Origin of the sequence: Derxia gummosa DSM 723, from assembly GCF_000482785.1 — a bacterium.
GTDB lineage: Bacteria > Pseudomonadota > Gammaproteobacteria > Burkholderiales > Burkholderiaceae_E > Derxia > Derxia gummosa.
The window spans coordinates 649,045-664,439 of record NZ_AXWS01000013.1 but is presented as its reverse complement, the minus strand read 5'-3'; the positions used below and the strand labels follow the sequence as shown (position 1 = coordinate 664,439).

Below are 15,395 nucleotides of genomic sequence, written 5' to 3'. Positions count from 1 at the left end.
CGACGCCACCGGCCAGCTCGTGATCACCCGCGAGGAAACGCCCAACGAGATGAAGCGCCGCCTGATGGAGGACACCGACCTGCGGAACGCCAACGAGAACAGCTACCACTCGGGCGTGCCGGCCAATGCCAGGCACCACGAATTCGTCACCGCCTATGACCTCAGCCTCGGCGAGCCCGTGCCCTTCGAGATGGAGTATTTCGGATGGCTGGAGTATTTGCGGGCCGTGGCGGATTGGCGGACAAAATGGCAAAGCGATGAGAATGATTCTGATACTGACGCAGACGCAATACCCTCACCCGACAACAAACAAAAGAACGAACTGGCAATTTATTGGCGAAACATGGAAACCGACCATCAATGCAAGGCCTGGATCGACAAGACATTCACGTACCACAAGCACGGCTTGCTCCCCGATGATCTCCCGGAAATTTCCTCACTCAAGCTAGTCAACAGCGCCAACATCGGACAGCGCAAGAGTCAGTCAAACGGAAAACAATGAATAAGCTATTAAAACCCGCAATCTGGCTGCTGATAATTGCGACCGCAACCCATCCATCCTACGTCAAGCCCGAAGAGACTGAACAAAGAGAAATAGCCAATGAACTCCAGATACAGGACCGGATCATGAATGACAGCCCCGCTTCAGAGCAACAAATAAATTCTCTCGCAGTCATCAGCCTGGCGATCATTGCAGAGCGCTTCTCCCAAAGGAATCTATGGCTGGAAATCAAGAAACTCCCTGGGCAACGGATCTTGCCCGACGACCCAAGCTATTATTACTCGACAGAGTCGGAAAAAAGGCAGGGACTTGAATGGAGGATAGGTGCCGGAATTGAATGGGCAGCACGCACATTAGTCGAGGGGTGGACCATCCCCGATCTGGAAGTCTCACGGGAGCCCACCACCACAGAAGGAAGAAAAAGACGCTTAAATTACGACAAGCTTGACGAGTATCGAGCCAGCGCTGGCTTGCATTGGCATAGATTCATAAAAATAGGCCATATACTGAACAATTATCCCGATCGCGCCTTGCATTTGGCCTTCCAGTTCTTCGATAAAAATCCGGATGTCCCGCTCTTACTGGTCTATAGCGACCATTATGGCAATCTCGGCAACGGACAGCGCAAGTTCTCGGACACCACCCAATCCGTCGCCGTCCTCGCCTTTGCCCGCCGCGATCGCGTCGAGTGGTTGCGGTATTTCGCTCCCTATACCCGGAAGCCGGACGGCACGGCTTATCCGCAATTCTGGAAATGGCGCTCCACGCCTCCCAAGCCATTCACTCCCACCCGCTTTTTCCCCGAACCCTGGACCACCGAGCAGCTCGCGATGTTCGACCAGTTGCCCGACCTCGCCATCGTCCATCGCCCGATCCTCGTCTCCTACCGCAAGGACGACGGTGCGCCGCAGTCGCCGCCGGTGCTCATGAAGGAACGCGAGCGCCAGGCCGCCTTCGCCGAGGGCTGGGCCCGCGCGCTCGCGCTGCTGCCCCATGACGAGCGCGGCGAGATCCCGCCGGTCGCCCTGCCGCAACGCGTGTTCTACGACTACGGCGCCGGGCCCAAGGCCTACAACTTCGTGCCCGCCACCCTCGCGCTCATGCACAACCCGGCCTTCCCCGAACTGCCGCTCGCCGATCCCGCCTTCGGCATCAATCTCTGGACCGCCCTCGGCGACCCGGGCGCCAACATGCCCATGCTCGGCTGGAGCATCGCCGCCATGGCCACCTCCATCGAGCGCAACACCAGCGTCGTGCTCAACCTGCGCGACGACGATCACGCCGTCATCACCGTCATCGAGCCTCCCGCCGTCAAGCCCGCCGAGCCGTCGATGTTCGATGGCTGGGATCCGTTCGGAACCCAACTGCGCTGAGCGGCGAGACCGCCTCAGGGAAAGAGGCGTCGGCCTCCGATCTTTCTCAATCCGCCACCACCTTCCCCCGCCGGATGATGTCCCCGGCAACCACGAAGTCCCGCCTGATGCGCGCCGCGATCTGCTCCGGCGTCTGCGCCACCGGCACGAGGCTCAGCGCCTTGAGTTTCTCGACCACGCCGGGATCGGCTATCACCTCGCCGACCGCGCGCACGAGCGTGCGACGGATGTCGTCGGGGATGCCGGCCGGCGCGGCGACGAAGAAGTAGTTGTCGAACTCCCAGTCGGGCACGGCGGTCTGGATCGGCGGCACGCCGGGCAACAGTTCGGACTGCTTCGCGCCCGCGATCGCGAGCGCCTTGATCTTGCCGGCCCTCGCGAACTGGGCCGCGAGCGGGTCGAAGAACATGTCCACCCGGCCCGCGACGAGGTCGTTGGCCGCCGCCGCGCTGCCCTTGTAGGGGACGTGCTCGGCGTCGAGGCCGGTCTTGAGCTTGAGGTATTCGACGCTCAGGTGGCCGCCCGAGCCGTTGCCCGAGGTGGCGTAGTTGAGCGTGCCCGGATGCTTCTTCGAGTAGGCGATCAGCTCGGCCACGCTGTTGACCGGCAGGTCGTTGCGCACCGCGAGCACCGTGACCGAATTGCCGATCAGGCCGAGCGGCGTGAAGTCCTTGAACGAGTCGTAGCCGGCCTTGATGAGCTGGGGCACGACGGCAAACATCGCGCTCGTGGCGTTGAGCAGGGTGTAGCCGTCGGGCCTGGCCTTTGCGGCGTATTCGGTGCCGAGGCCGCCGCCCGCGCCGGGGCGGTTGTCGATGACGAAGGGCTGGCCGAGCTTCTCGGCGAGCTTCTGCGACACGATGCGCGCGGTGTTGTCGCTGGTCGCGCCGGGCGGATACGGCACGACATAGCTGACGGGATGGTCGGGATAGCTGGCGGCCCGCGCGAGGCGCGGCAGCGCGGCGAGCACGCCGGCACCACCGGCGACGGACAGCAGACGGCGACGAAGACGCGAAGGTGCGTTCATCCGGAACTCCAGGAGGTTGCGGGATCAGGGGAGGCGCGCCGGACTCGTGACCCGGCGCGCGAGGGCGCGGAAGCCGGCGAAGCGGCATTCCGCATGGGGGTTCGAAGGCCGGGGCGGGCCGGCCGCCGGCATCACTCGGCGAAGGCCACGCCGCGCAGCCGGCGCACGCGCGGCAGCGCGACCGCGATCACCAGCACCACCGCGAGCGCGAGCAGCGCGACGGCGATCGGGCTGTCGATGAACACCGCCGGATTGCCGCGCGACAGCAGCAGCGCGCGGCGCAGGTTCTCTTCGAGCATCGGGCCGAGCACGAAGGCGAGCAGCAGCGGCGCGGCATCGCAGCGCCAGCGTTGCAGCAGCCAGCCGACCACACCGAACAGCGCCGTCAGCAGCACCTCGGCCGTGCTGTTGTTGACGCTGTACACGCCCACGAGACAGAACACGAGCACCGCCGGATAGAGCAGCCGGTAGGGCACGCTCACGAGCTTCACCCACCAGCCGATGAGGGGCAGGTTGATGACCACGAGCATCAGGTTGCCGACCCACATGCTCGCGACCATGCCCCACACGAGCGCCGGCTGGCTGTCGATGACGCCGGGGCCGGGCGCGATGCCGTGCATCATCATCGCGCCCACCATCATCGCCATCACCGCGTTGGCCGGCAGGCCGAGCGTGAGCAGCGGCACGAAGGAGGTCTGGGCGCCCGCGTTGTTGGCCGACTCGGGCGCGGCCACGCCCGCGACGGCGCCGCGGCCGAAGCGCCAGGGCTCGCGCGCGAGCTTCTTCTCGACCGTGTAGGCGACGAAGCTCGCGAGCGTCGCGCCGCCGCCGGGCAGGATGCCGAGCAGCGAGCCGACGACAGTGCCGCGCAGCACGGCGGGCGCGGCCTCGCGCGCCTCGGCCTTCGTGGGCCAGAGGCTGCCGATGCGCTCGACCTTGCCGCCGCCGCCGTCGCCGCGCACGAGGTTGGCGATGATCTCGGCCACGCCGAACAGGCCCATCGCCACCGGCACGAAGCCGAGCCCGTCGCTCAGCACGCCGAGGCCGAAGGTGAAGCGCTGCACGCCGCTGTTGACGTCGCCGCCCACGGTGCCGAGGAGCAGGCCCGCGAGAATCATCGCGAGCGAGCGCACGAAGCTGCCCTGGGCCAGCACGACCGCCGCGATCAGCCCGAGCACCATGAGCAGGAACAGCTCGGCCGGCCCGAAGCGCTGCGCCACCGACGCGAGCGGCGACGACAGCGCCGCGAGCAGCAGCGTCGCCACAGTGCCCGCGAAGAAGGAGCCGAGCGCGGCCACCGTCAGCGCCGAGCCGGCGCGGCCGTTGCGGGCCATCGCGTTGCCGTCGAGGCAGGTGATGACCGACGACGATTCGCCGGGCAGGCGCAGCAGGATCGCGGTGGTCGAGCCGCCGTACTGCGCGCCGTAGTAGATGCCCGCGAGCATGATCAGCGCCGTCACGGGCGGCAGCGCGTAGGTGGCGGGCAGCAGCATGGCGATGGTGGCGACCGGCCCGAGCCCCGGCAGCACGCCGACGAGCGTGCCGATGAGGCAACCCGCGAGGCAGAAGCCGAGGTTCATCCAGGTGAGCGCCTCGCCGAAGCCGAGCGCGAGGTGGTCGAGCAGCGCGTTCATGCGGGCAGGACCGGCAGGTTCACGCCGAGCAGGCCGACGAACAGCAGGCTCGCGAGCAGCGCGAGCGCGATGCCGAGCAGCGCCAGTTCGCGCGCGCTGGCCTCGCGGCTGGCGAAGCCGGCGACGAACACCAGCACCAGCGTCGAGCCGGCAAGGCCGAGTGCCGGCAGCGCGAGGCCGAACAGGACGATCGCGCCGATCACGCCGGCGACGGCGCGCAGTTCGGTGGCGGCGCGGGCGGGGCGCGCCTCGGCCGCGTCGCCATCCGCGCCGTCCGGCTCGCTGGCGTCGTCGTCGCGTCCGGCCACGAGCACCGCGAAGGCCGCCGCGACCAGCAGCCAGCCGAGCAGGGTCGGGAAGTAGCCCGGCCCCATGCGGCCGGCGCGGCCCATCGCGTAGTCGCCGGCCAGCGCGATCGCGCCGAGCCCGAGGCCGCCGCAGGCGAGCGCGAGCCAGAGTCCGCGCGCCGAGGCGCCGTCGGCAATCGCGCGCAGGCGCGGGATGACGCCGCGCGGCGCCCGGTGTTCGGCGGGGCGCGCCGGCGCCTCGCCGGCGTCCCGCGCCAACGGCGGGCCGGAGGTGAGTTCGATGGTCATGAGCGATTCCCCTGCTGCGATGACCGGTCCGCCGCCGGTGGCGCCCGCCTCCGGCTGACGGCGGCGAGACCCGCGAGCCCCGCCGCCGCAGGCCCTGCGGTGCGCCCCGGACGGCCTGGATGCCGGTCGGATGGGGACGCAGCCTAGTCAGGCGGGCGCAGCAGCGGACTATGCGAATCTCATATGAATATGTTCAACGACTATTTATGAAAGGCATGTTCCGGCAGGGAAGCTCCGGCTGCCCGGCGCCGATCGGTACCGGGTCGCCATGTTCAAGCGAGGTTCCGCCATGCCCCACACGCTCCCTCACCGCCGTCGCCTGCTGGCCGGTCTCGGCCTGCTGCCGGCCGCGCTCGCCTGCCGCGCCGCGCGGGCCGATGGCCGCGTCGAGCTGCGCGTCGGCGACCAGAAAGGCGGCCTGCGTTCCATCCTCGAAGCGGCCGGCGCGCTGCGCGACCTGCCCTTCGACATCAGGTGGTACGAGTTCCCGGCCGCCGCGCCGCTGCTGGAAGCGCTCAACGCCGGCGCGATCGAGGTCGGCGTCGCGGGTGACGCGCCGCTGATCTTTGCCCAGGCCTCGGGCGCGAAGCTGCGCGCCTTCTCGGCGCGGCGTACCGATCCGGTCGGCGTCGCGGTCGTCGCGAAGGCGGGCAGTCCGCTCACCGACGCCGCGAGCCTCAAGGGCCGCAGCATCGCCACCGGGCGCGGCTCGATCGGGCATTTCATCGCGCTGGCCGCGCTCAGGCAGGCCGGGCTGCGCTTCGACGACGTGACCTTCCGCTTCATGCTGCCGAGCGACGCCAAGCTCGCGCTGCACGCCGGCTCGGTCGATGCGTGGTCCACCTGGGACCCCTACACGGCGCTGGCCGAGACGGTCGACCACGCCAAGGTCATCGTCACCGGACGCGGGCTGTCGTCGGGCCTCACCTACCTCATCGGCACCGAGCCGGCGTTGCGCGACAAGCCCGCCGCGCTCGCCGAGCTGGCGCGCCGCGTGCGCACCGCCACCGGCTGGGCCGTCGCGCATCCGGACGAGTACTCGGCCGTGTTCGCGCAGGCGCTCGGTATTCCGCTCGACGCCGCGCGCCTCACCTTCACCCGCTCGCGCCCGCAATGGGCCGCCATCGACCCGACCGTGATCGCCGAACAGCAGCGCACGGCCGATCTCTACCTCGACGCCGGACTGATCGGCGCGCGCCTTGACGCCGCCGCCGGCTTCGCCCGACTGGGAACCGCCTGATGAACGACCACCCTCTCCTCGCCCGCCGCCGCCTGCTCGCGCTCGGCGCGGCCCTGCCCGGCGCCGGCCTGCTCGGCGCGGGCGCGCGCGCCCTCGGCGGGCTGGCCGCGCCCGGTGCCGCCACCACCGTCGCCGGCACGGGCCTCGCCGCGCTCGCGCCCGACGCGCATGCCGCCGGCATCGACCTGTCGAAGCAGCGCATCCGCATCGGCACCTACAAGGGCGGCGACAGGCTTGCGCTCAGGGCCGCCGGCCAGGACGACTTCCCCTACACCGTGGATTTCGCCGAGTTCAGCGGCGGCAACCTCATCGTCGAGGCGCTCAACGCCGGCTCGCTCGACCTCGGCTCGGGCAGCGAGATCCCGCCGATCTTCGCGGCGCAGTCCAACACCCGCATCAACCTGCGCGTGGTGGCCGTGCTCAAGGACGACGTGAACAGCCAGGTCGTGCTGGTGCCGAAGGACTCGACCGCCAAGACCATCGCCGACCTGCGCGGCAAGCGCGTCGGCTATGTGCGCGCGACCACCACGCACTACTACCTGCTGCGCATGCTGGAGGACGCCGGCCTCGGCTTTGCCGACATCGATCCGGTCAACCTCAGCCCGGCCGACGGCTTCGCCGCCTTCCGCTCGGGCAAGCTCGATGCGTGGGCGATCTACGGCTACAACGTGCCGCTCGCGAAGACCCAGGCCGGCGCGCGCGTGCTGCGCAACGCGGGCGGCTATCTGTCGGGCAACTACCTGTACTACGCCCACCCCGACGCCATCGCCGACGCGGGCCGGCGCGCCGCCGTCGCCGACTATCTGCAAAGGCTTGCACGCGCCGCGAAATGGTTCGAGGCCAATGCCGACGCCTATGCGCGGCTGTACGCGAAGGAGATCCGCGTGTCCGAGGACGCGATCCTGGAGCTGTACCGCAACCGCAGCCAGCCGCGCCGCCTCGTCGCGCCGGCCGATGCCGAGATCCGCAGCCAGCAGCTCGTGGCCGACACCTTCGCCAAGGCGCGCGTGCTCGACGCGAAGGTGGACGTGGCGCCGCTGTGGGACCGCGCCTTCGCGGGAGCGCTCGGTGCGGTGTGAGCGGCGGCGCGCGTGTCCGCGCGGCGCGGCCGGCGGCGCGCAGTCCGCGCGCGCCGGCCGTCCGCGCTCAGGCCGCCTGCGCGACCGTGCCGAGATTGCCCTCGATCGCCGCCACCACCGACTGGCCGAAGCCCTCGATCGCGCGCGCCAGGTTGCCCGGCACGAGGCTGCGCACCAGCCACAGGTCGATGCTCGGATTGAAGTCGGCCACGTCCACCACCTCGACCTTGTCGCGGTACTGGCTCACGGCCACCAGCGCGCGCGGCGCGAGGCCGAGCCCGCCGCCCTCGGCCACGACCTTGAGCTGAAGCTCGGCGCCGAAGGCGTCGAAGGCCACGTCGAGCGGCAGGCCGAGGTCGGCGAGGCGCCGTTGCAGCCGCGCCCGAAAGCCGCAGCCGTCGGGGTTGAGCACCCAGCCGCGATCGGCGATGTCGCGCAGCTGACGCGCGCCGCGCTTCTTCGGCAGGCTGCCTGCGGCGGCCACCACCGCCATCTCGAAGGGCAGCAGGCGCTGCGCCGCGACCGTGGGCGGGAAGTTCTGGTCGGGCGGGAACATGACCGTCGCCGCGTCGATCTCGCCGCGCTCCAGCAGGCCGAGCAGCTCGGCGCTCCAGCGCGTGCAGATGTGCAGGCGCAGCGCCGGGAAGTCGCGCCGGAACAGGTCGAGCAGCGCGGTCATGCCGAGTTCGGCGATGGCCTGCGTCACGCCGAGCCGGATGCTGCCCTCGGGCACGGCGTCGGTCTCGACCAGGCTGCGCAGCGAATCGACCTCGGCCAGCAGGCTCTGGCACTGCTCGTAGGCGCGCCAGCCCATGACCGTGGGCTTGAGCGGCTTGGTCTCGCGGTCGAGCAGCTGCACGCCGAGCGCCTCCTCCAGGCTCTGAATGCGGCGCGTGACCGCCGGCTGGGTGAGGCCGAGCGCCTCGGCGGCGCGCGACAGCGAGGCATGCCGCACGGTGGCGACGAACGAGGCGATGTCTTCGATCTTGAGATTCATGACGGGAAGGCGAGGCGGACGGCAACGCGCCAGATTATGCGCATCCCGCATGTTGTCGCGCCAGCGACTTGCTTGATTTCAAACAGCTTAGGCAGGCATGAGCTTCTGCCCGGGAACCCCAGATGAGCCACACCAGCCCCCGCCGCCTGCGCGATTTCGTGACCGCGCTGGCCGCCCTGCTCGACGAGCAGCCCGATGAAGCCCGCATCCTCGACGCGGGCGGCGCCCTGCTGCGCGACCTCGTCGCGCATGACGACTGGCTGCCCGACGACTTCGCCGCGCCCGACCCCGAGCGCTATCGCCAGTACCTGCTGCACGCCGATTCGCGCGCGCGCTTCTCGGTCGTGAGCTTCGTCTGGGGGCCGGGCCAGCAGACGCCGATCCACGACCACACCGTGTGGGGCCTGATCGGCGTGCTGCGCGGCGCCGAGATCTCCCAGCCCTACCGCATCGACGGCGGCGCGCTCGTGGCCGACGGCCCGGCGCACCGGCTGGAGCGCGGCACGGTCGAGGCCGTGTCGCCGCGCATCGGCGACATCCACCGCGTGAGCAACGCCCTCGCCGACCGGCCTTCCGTCAGCATCCACGTCTATGGCGACAACATCGGCGCCGTGCGGCGCTCGGTGCTGCTCGACGACGGCACGCGCAAGCCCTTCATCTCGGGCTATTCCAACAACACTCTCCCCAACATCTGGGACCTTTCCCGCGAGGTGACCGCATGAGCCTGCTGCTCGATCCCGCCGATTCCGCCCTCTCCCCCGTGCCGGCCGCCAACGATCCGGCCGATGCCGCCGCGCGGCCGGCCGGTGACGCCGCCACCGGCGCCGCTTCCGTGCCGGAGGCCGCTCCGGCCGCCGACCTCCCGCGCCGCAGCCCGCACTGGGTGCGCGAGCGCCTGATCGCCGGCCTCGAAGTCGCCCTGCTCGACCTGCGCGAGGAAGACCCGCATGCCCAGGCGCATCCGCTGTTCGCGGCCAACCTGCCGTTCGCGCGCATCGAGCTGGATGCGTGGAACAAGCTGCCCAACCGCGCCGCGCCGATCGTGCTGTTCGATGACGGCGCCGGCCTCGCGGCGCGCGCCGCCGCCACCTTCGCGCGGCTCGGCTACGCCGACGTCGCCCTGCTCGACGGCGACCTCGACGGCTGGCGCGCCGCCGGCTACGAGCTGTTCCGCGACGTGAACGCGCCGAGCAAGGCCTTCGGCGAACTGGTCGAGGCCGAGCTGCACACACCCTCGCTCGCCGCCGAGGAGGTGCAGGCGCTCATCGACGCCAAGGCCGATGTGGTCATCGTCGATGCGCGGCGCTTCGACGAGTTCCGCACCATGAGCATCCCGACCGCCACCAGCCTGCCCGGCGCCGAACTCGTCGCCCGCGTGCGCGAGCTGGCACCCGATCCGGCCACGCGCGTCATCGTCAACTGCGCCGGCCGCACGCGCTCGATCATCGGCACGCAATCGCTGGTCAACGCCGGCCTGCCCAATCCGGTGAGCGCGCTGCGCAACGGCACCATCGGCTGGACGCTCGCGGGCCAGCAGCTCGACACCGGCCGGCTGCGCCGCGCGCCGCTCGACATCGACGGCGAGGCGCCCGCCGCCCAGCCGCGCGGCGCCGCCGACGGCCCGGCCACCGCCACGCCGCCCGCGCACACCGCCCACGCCGTCAGCCCCGAGGCCCGCGCCGCCGCGCGCGCCGTGGCCGATCGCGCCGGCGTGCGCCGCGCCAGCCTCGCCGACCTCGACCGCTGGCTGGCCGAGCCGGGCCGCACCACCTACCGCTTCGACGTGCGCCTGCCCGAAGCCTACGAGGCCGGCCACCTGCCCGGTTTCCGCAACGTGCAGGGCGGCCAGCTCGTGCAGGAAACCGAGATGCACGCGCCGGTACGCGGTGCCCGCCTCGTGCTCGCCGACCCGCAGAGCGCGCGCGCCGACATGACCGCCTCCTGGCTCGCGCAGATGAACTGGGAAGTGCACGTGCTCGACGGCGTGCCGGCCGAGGCCTTCAGCGAACACGGCCCCGGCGACAACTTCGCCGCGCCGGTCGCGCCGCCGCTCGCCGCCGACGCCAGCATCACGCCCGCGATCCTCGCCGACTGGCTCGCGGGCGACGCCGGCACCCGCGTCATCGACTTCACGACCAGCGCCAACCATGTCGCGCGCCACATTCCCGGCGCCTGGTGGGCGCTGCGCTCGCAACTCGCGCAAGCGCTTGCAACGATTCCGGCGGGCACGCGCTATGTGCTCACCTGCGGCAGCAGCGCGCTCGCGCGCCATGTGGTGGCCGAGGTGAAGGCGCGGGTCGATCAGCCGGTGTTCCTGCTCGAAGGCGGCAACGCGGCGTGGTTCGCCGCCGGCCTGCCCGCCGAATCCGGCGACGCCCGCCTCGCCTCGCCGCGCATCGACCGCTACCGCCGGCCCTACGAGGGCACGGACAACCCGCGCGAGGCGATGCAGGGCTATCTCGACTGGGAGTTCGGCCTCGTCGAGCAGCTCGGCCGCGACGGCACGCACGGCTTCCGGCCGCTGCGCGTGCGCGACTGAGGGGCGCGCGATGAGCTTCGCCCATGACGGCGGCAGCGGCCCGACGGCTTCTGCCCTGGCCGGCGCGCCCGACCGGCTCAACCTCGCCACCGATGTGCTCGTCATCGGCGGCGGCCTCGCCGGCACCTGGGCCGCCGTGGCCGCGCGCGAGGCCGGCGCGCGCGTCGTGCTGGTGGACAAGGGCTTCTGCGGCACCAGCGGCGTGACCGCGCCCGCCGGCCCCGGCCACTGGTGGCTGCCGCCCGATCCCGCGCTGCGCGCCGACGCCGTCGCGCGCCGGCATGACGCCGGCCTCGGCCTCGCCGACGCCGACGCGATGCACCGCGCCCTCGACGACACCTGGCGGCGCCTGCCCACGCTCGCGCCCTGGTACGACTTCCCGCGCGACGCCGGCGGCCAGCCGCACTACAAGGCGCTGCGCGGCCCCGAATACCTGCGCGCGATGCGCGCCCGCGTGCTCGCGGCCGGCGCGACGGTCATCGACCACGCGCCCGCGCTCGAACTGCTGCGCGACGCCGACGGCGCCATCGCCGGCGCGCGCGGCCTGCTGCGCCAGCCCCGCCCCGGCCTGCCCGCCGGCAGCGACTGGCAGGTGCGCGCGGGCGCCGTCGTCATCGCCACCGGCGGCTGCGCCTTCCGCGCCCGCCTGCTCGGCGCCGACACCAACACCGGCGACGGCTATCTCATGGCCGCCGAGGCCGGCGCCGAGCTGTCGGGCATGGAATTCAGCAGCTACCACACGGTCACGCCCACCTGGTCGTCGATGACGCGCGCCATGTCCTATGCCTTCGCGCGCTACTTCGACGCCGACGGCCACGAGCTGGACATCCCGTTCAGCCACGACGGCATGGTCGCGCTCGCCCGCGCGCTCGATGCCGGCCCCGTGACCTGCTCGCTCGACCGCATGCCCGAGTCGGTGCGCGAGGCGCTGCCGCGCATCTCGCCCAATGTGCTGCTCAGCTTCGACCGCGCCGGCGTCGATCCCTTCCGCCAGCGCTTCGAGATCACGCTGCGTGGCGAAGGCACGGTGCGCGGCGTGGGCGGCCTGCGCCACATCAGCGCCGACGCCGAGACCACCGTGCCCGGCCTGTACGCGGCCGGCGACGCCAGCTCGCGCGAACCGATCGCGGGCGCCATCTCCGGCGGCGGCGCGCAGAACTCGTCGTGGGCGCTGAGCACCGGCGTGCGCGCGGGCGCGGCGGCGGCGCGGCGGGCGCTCGATCCGGGGCGCGAAGCCGGCGACCGGCCGTCGGCCGGCGGCACGGCGGGCTCGGCAGCCGCGCCGGTCCGCGCCGCGACGCCGGGCCACGGACCGCAAGCCGACGCCCCGCTCACCGCCCTCGGCGAAGCCGGCCTGCGCACGCGCACCGACGCCCGCAGCGGCCTGTCCGCCGCCGAGGCGATCGAACTCGTGCGCCGCGAAATCCTGCCCTTCAACCAGAGCCTCTACCGCGACGGCGCCCGCCTGGCCGGCGCGCTCGCCCGGCTCGACGCGCTCTGGCAGGAGCTGCGCGAGCACGCCGGCGCCGACCGCAACCGCCACGACCCGGCCGCCAGCCTCGACCGCCTGCGCTGGCGCGAAGCCGCCGCCCTTGTCGCCTCGGCGCGCTGGTGCCAGGGCGCGGCGCTCGCGCGGCGCGAATCGCGCGGCCTGCTCGTGCGCGACGACCTGCCCGCCGCCGACACCGCGCTCGCCGCGCGCCTGCACACCGGCGGCCTCGACCGACGCTGGACCCGGCTCGCCGCCTGAGAAGACCCATGCTCGAACTCATCCTCGCCGACCGCTGCACCGGCTGCGACGCCTGCGTCGCGGCCTGCCCCACCAACGTGCTCGACGCCGTGCCCGGCGGCCCGCCCGTCATCGCGCGCCAGTCCGACTGCCAGACCTGCTTCCTCTGCGAGCTGTACTGCAAGGCCGACGCGCTCTACGTCGATCCCGACGTGAACACCGCCCACCCGATCACGCCCGAGGCCGCGCTCGCCACCGGCACCGTCGGCCGCTACCGCCGCGAATCCGGCTGGGACGAGCACGCCGGCGATCCGCGCCACGCCAACGAGCACTGGCGCATGGGGGAGATGTTCGGGATCGCGGCGCGGCTGGCGGCCGAGGCGCGGGCCGGCCTGTCCTGACGGCGGACACGCCAGCCGCCGTCGCGGGTCTGGTCCGGCGGCGCAACCCGCCTGGATGCCGCTTGCGTCACGACCGCCCTGTCTCCAAGTTGTCCGAAGCAGTCACGCGAATGCCCGCGATGCCGAAACTTCCGTTCCCCCAATCCACCCTGGAACCGTGATGAAGCAATTCGCGCTTGCCCTCGCACTGGCCTCGGCCTGCACGCTCACCTTCGCTGCCCCGCCCTCGACCGAATCGATCGAGCAACTGCTGATCGACAGCCAGATCGAAGAGATGTTCGGCAAGCTGCAGGCCCAGACCCGACAGCAGAGCATGCAGACGATGGCGGCGACCTTCCAGCAGATCAGCGTCGATCGCACCAAGCTCACCGCCGAGCAGCGCGCCACACTCGACAAACTGCCCGAGCGCCTCAACGAAATCGTGTTCTCGGAAATGAACTGGGCCACGCTCAGGCCCATCTTCGTGCGCATCTATCAGGAGAGCTTCGAGCAGGAGGAAATCGACGGCATGAGCGCCTTCTACCAGTCGCCGGTGGGCAAAGCCATGCTCGCGAAGATGCCGCAGACCATGATGAAGACCGAGGAGCAGCTGGCCCCCGTGCAGATCCGCATCCAGCAGCGCCTGCGCGACGAGGTCTCGCGCTTCGTGCTTGAGCTTCGCAACGCCCGTTCCTGAGCGCGCGCGGCGGACGCCGCTCCTCTCCCCGGCGCCGCCGCACCGTCACATCGCGCCGCGCGTCAAGCACGCAGCGCAGGCCCCGCGCACAGCAAGATGCTGAAATTGCATATTTGCAATTTCATAACATCTATAACGAGCATCAATTGCGGCCCCGAGAATTCTCGCGTCAACCCGTTTCCGCCCTGCCGGCCCGGCCATCGCGCCGCGCCGGCAAGGCCCACCCGACCGCGAGAGCCATCCATGACCGCACCCCGCCAACTCAAGCTCGGCTTCATCCTCCACGGCGTCGGCGCCGGCTGGAGCGACTGGCGCCATCCCCAGGCCAACCCGCTCGCCAGCACCGACATCGACTTCTATCTCTACCAGGCGCGCCTCGCCGAGCAGGCGAAGTTCGACTTCCTGTTCGTGGCCGACAGCGTGAGCATCAACGAGCGCTCCAGCCCGCACTACCTCACGCGCTTCGAGCCGCTCACGATCCTGTCGGCGCTCGCCGTGGCCACGCAGCGGATCGGGCTGGTGGCCACCGTCACCACGAGCTACAGCGAGCCCTACACGGTCGCGCGCCAGTTCGCGAGCCTCGACCACATCAGCAAGGGCCGCGCGGGCTGGAACGTCGTCACCTCCTGGCTGTCGGGCAGCGCGGCCAACTACGGCAAGCCCGAGCATCCGGCGCATGACGTGCGCTACGGCATCGCATCCGAGCATCTCGACACCGTGCGCGGCCTCTGGGACTCGTGGGAGGACGACGCCGTCGTCGCCGACCGCCAGACCGGCCGCTTCTTCGACCCGGCCAAGCTGCACACGCTCGACCACAAGGGCCCGAACTTCTCGGTGCGCGGACCACTCAACATCCGCCGCCCGCCGCAGGGCCATCCGGTCATCTTCCAGGCCGGCGCGTCGGAGGACGGACGCAACTTCGCGTCGAAGGAAGCCGACGCGATCTTCGCGGGCCACGGCGGCTATGACGAGCAGGTCGCCTACTACGCCGACGTCAAGCGGCGCGCCGCCGGCTTCGGCCGCGATCCGGACCAGGTGGCGGTGCTGCCCGCGCTGCGCGTGATCGTCGGCCGCGACGAGGCCGAGGTGGAGCGCAAGTTCGACGAGGTGCTTGCCCTCATCCGCATCGAGGACGCGCTGCCCGCGCTCGCGCGCTCCTTCGACGACCACGACTTCAGCCAGTACCCGCTCGACGCGCCCTTCCCCGTCGAGGCAGTGAGGAAGCTCGGCCATGAGAGCAACCAGAGCGCGTCGAACCGCGTGCTGCGCTGGGTCGAGGAGGAAAAGCTCACGCTGCGCGAAGCCGCGTTGCGCGTGCTCGCGCCGAGCCGCGAATTCGTCGGCACGCCGCAGAAGGTGGCCGACGCGATCCAGCGCTGGTTCGACGGCCGCGCGGCGGACGGCTTCGTGTACTTCGCGTCGCTGCCCGGTGAGCTGGAAAGCTTCGTCGAGCTGGTGCTGCCGGTGCTGCGCGAGCGCGGGCTGTTCAAGACCGACTACGCGGCCGACACGCTGCGCGGGCATCTGGGCCTGCCGCGCCCGGCCAACCGCTTCGTCGCGGGGGCCGAAGGCAGGCAGGCGGCCGAAGCCACGGCCTGAGCA

Annotated in this window: 14 protein-coding genes; 10 read left to right on the top strand and 4 right to left on the bottom strand. The window is 71.1% G+C overall.

Annotated features, from left to right (window positions below; translation table 11 throughout):
* The coding region (locus H566_RS27520; protein WP_156924427.1) for an effector protein Tle3 domain-containing protein at positions 1-502 on the top strand (502 nt) is incomplete at its 5' end.
* Positions 499-1,875 (top strand): type VI lipase adapter Tla3 domain-containing protein, encoded by a 1,377-nt coding sequence (locus tag H566_RS28370; RefSeq protein ID WP_084545075.1) that lies wholly within the window; start codon positions 499-501, stop codon positions 1,873-1,875. The genes H566_RS27520 and H566_RS28370, both read left to right, overlap by 4 nt.
* 46 nt (positions 1,876-1,921) lie before the next feature.
* Here H566_RS28370 and H566_RS0113500 read toward each other — a convergent pair whose 3' ends face one another.
* The 3 genes from H566_RS0113500 to H566_RS0113490 form a co-directional block, all read right to left on the bottom strand.
* Entirely contained in the window at positions 1,922-2,902 is a 981-nt protein-coding gene (locus tag H566_RS0113500; RefSeq protein ID WP_028311855.1) for a Bug family tripartite tricarboxylate transporter substrate binding protein, read from the bottom strand.
* A gap of 131 nt (positions 2,903-3,033) precedes the next feature.
* Positions 3,034-4,536: a tripartite tricarboxylate transporter permease gene (locus tag H566_RS0113495; RefSeq protein WP_028311854.1), complete on the bottom strand. Its 1,503-nt coding sequence runs from the start codon at positions 4,534-4,536 to the stop codon at positions 3,034-3,036.
* Positions 4,533-5,132: a tripartite tricarboxylate transporter TctB family protein gene (locus tag H566_RS0113490; RefSeq protein WP_028311853.1), complete on the bottom strand. Its 600-nt coding sequence runs from the start codon at positions 5,130-5,132 to the stop codon at positions 4,533-4,535. Before H566_RS0113490 ends, H566_RS0113495 begins: the two co-directional genes overlap by 4 nt.
* A 289-nt stretch (positions 5,133-5,421) precedes the next feature.
* On the opposite strand from H566_RS0113490, the gene H566_RS0113485 reads away from it, so the two are divergent.
* Positions 5,422-6,372: an ABC transporter substrate-binding protein gene (locus tag H566_RS0113485; RefSeq protein ID WP_028311852.1), complete on the top strand. Its 951-nt coding sequence runs from the start codon at positions 5,422-5,424 to the stop codon at positions 6,370-6,372.
* Positions 6,372-7,451, top strand: coding sequence for an ABC transporter substrate-binding protein (locus tag H566_RS0113480; RefSeq protein WP_034411557.1), 1,080 nt, complete (start codon positions 6,372-6,374; stop codon positions 7,449-7,451). The genes H566_RS0113485 and H566_RS0113480 overlap by 1 nt, the downstream gene beginning before the upstream one ends.
* Before the next feature lie 67 nt (positions 7,452-7,518).
* Here the strand turns inward: H566_RS0113480 and H566_RS0113475 are convergent, their stop codons facing one another.
* Entirely contained in the window at positions 7,519-8,448 is a 930-nt protein-coding gene (locus H566_RS0113475; RefSeq protein WP_028311850.1) for a LysR family transcriptional regulator, read from the bottom strand.
* Positions 8,449-8,570: 122 nt separating this feature from the next.
* Between H566_RS0113475 and H566_RS0113470 the strand changes: the two genes are divergently transcribed.
* From H566_RS0113470 to H566_RS0113445, 6 genes are all read left to right on the top strand, one after another.
* The gene (locus H566_RS0113470) at positions 8,571-9,170 is read left to right on the top strand and encodes a cysteine dioxygenase family protein (protein WP_028311849.1); all 600 of its coding nucleotides are present in this window, start codon (positions 8,571-8,573) and stop codon (positions 9,168-9,170) included.
* A complete protein-coding gene (locus H566_RS0113465) occupies positions 9,167-10,987 on the top strand; it encodes a rhodanese homology domain-containing protein (RefSeq protein WP_084545074.1) in 1,821 nt (606 codons plus the stop codon). The genes H566_RS0113470 and H566_RS0113465 overlap by 4 nt, the downstream gene beginning before the upstream one ends.
* A 10-nt stretch (positions 10,988-10,997) precedes the next feature.
* Entirely contained in the window at positions 10,998-12,737 is a 1,740-nt protein-coding gene (locus H566_RS0113460; RefSeq protein WP_051378727.1) for an FAD-binding protein, read from the top strand.
* Positions 12,738-12,745: 8 nt separating this feature from the next.
* Entirely contained in the window at positions 12,746-13,117 is a 372-nt protein-coding gene (locus H566_RS0113455; protein WP_028311846.1) for a 4Fe-4S dicluster domain-containing protein, read from the top strand.
* 160 nt (positions 13,118-13,277) lie between these two features.
* Positions 13,278-13,793, top strand: a complete 516-nt coding sequence (locus H566_RS0113450; protein ID WP_028311845.1) for a DUF2059 domain-containing protein — start codon at positions 13,278-13,280, stop codon at positions 13,791-13,793.
* A 243-nt stretch (positions 13,794-14,036) separates the two neighbouring features.
* Positions 14,037-15,392: an LLM class flavin-dependent oxidoreductase gene (locus tag H566_RS0113445; RefSeq protein ID WP_028311844.1), complete on the top strand. Its 1,356-nt coding sequence runs from the start codon at positions 14,037-14,039 to the stop codon at positions 15,390-15,392.
* The last annotated feature ends 3 nt before the right edge of the window (positions 15,393-15,395 follow it).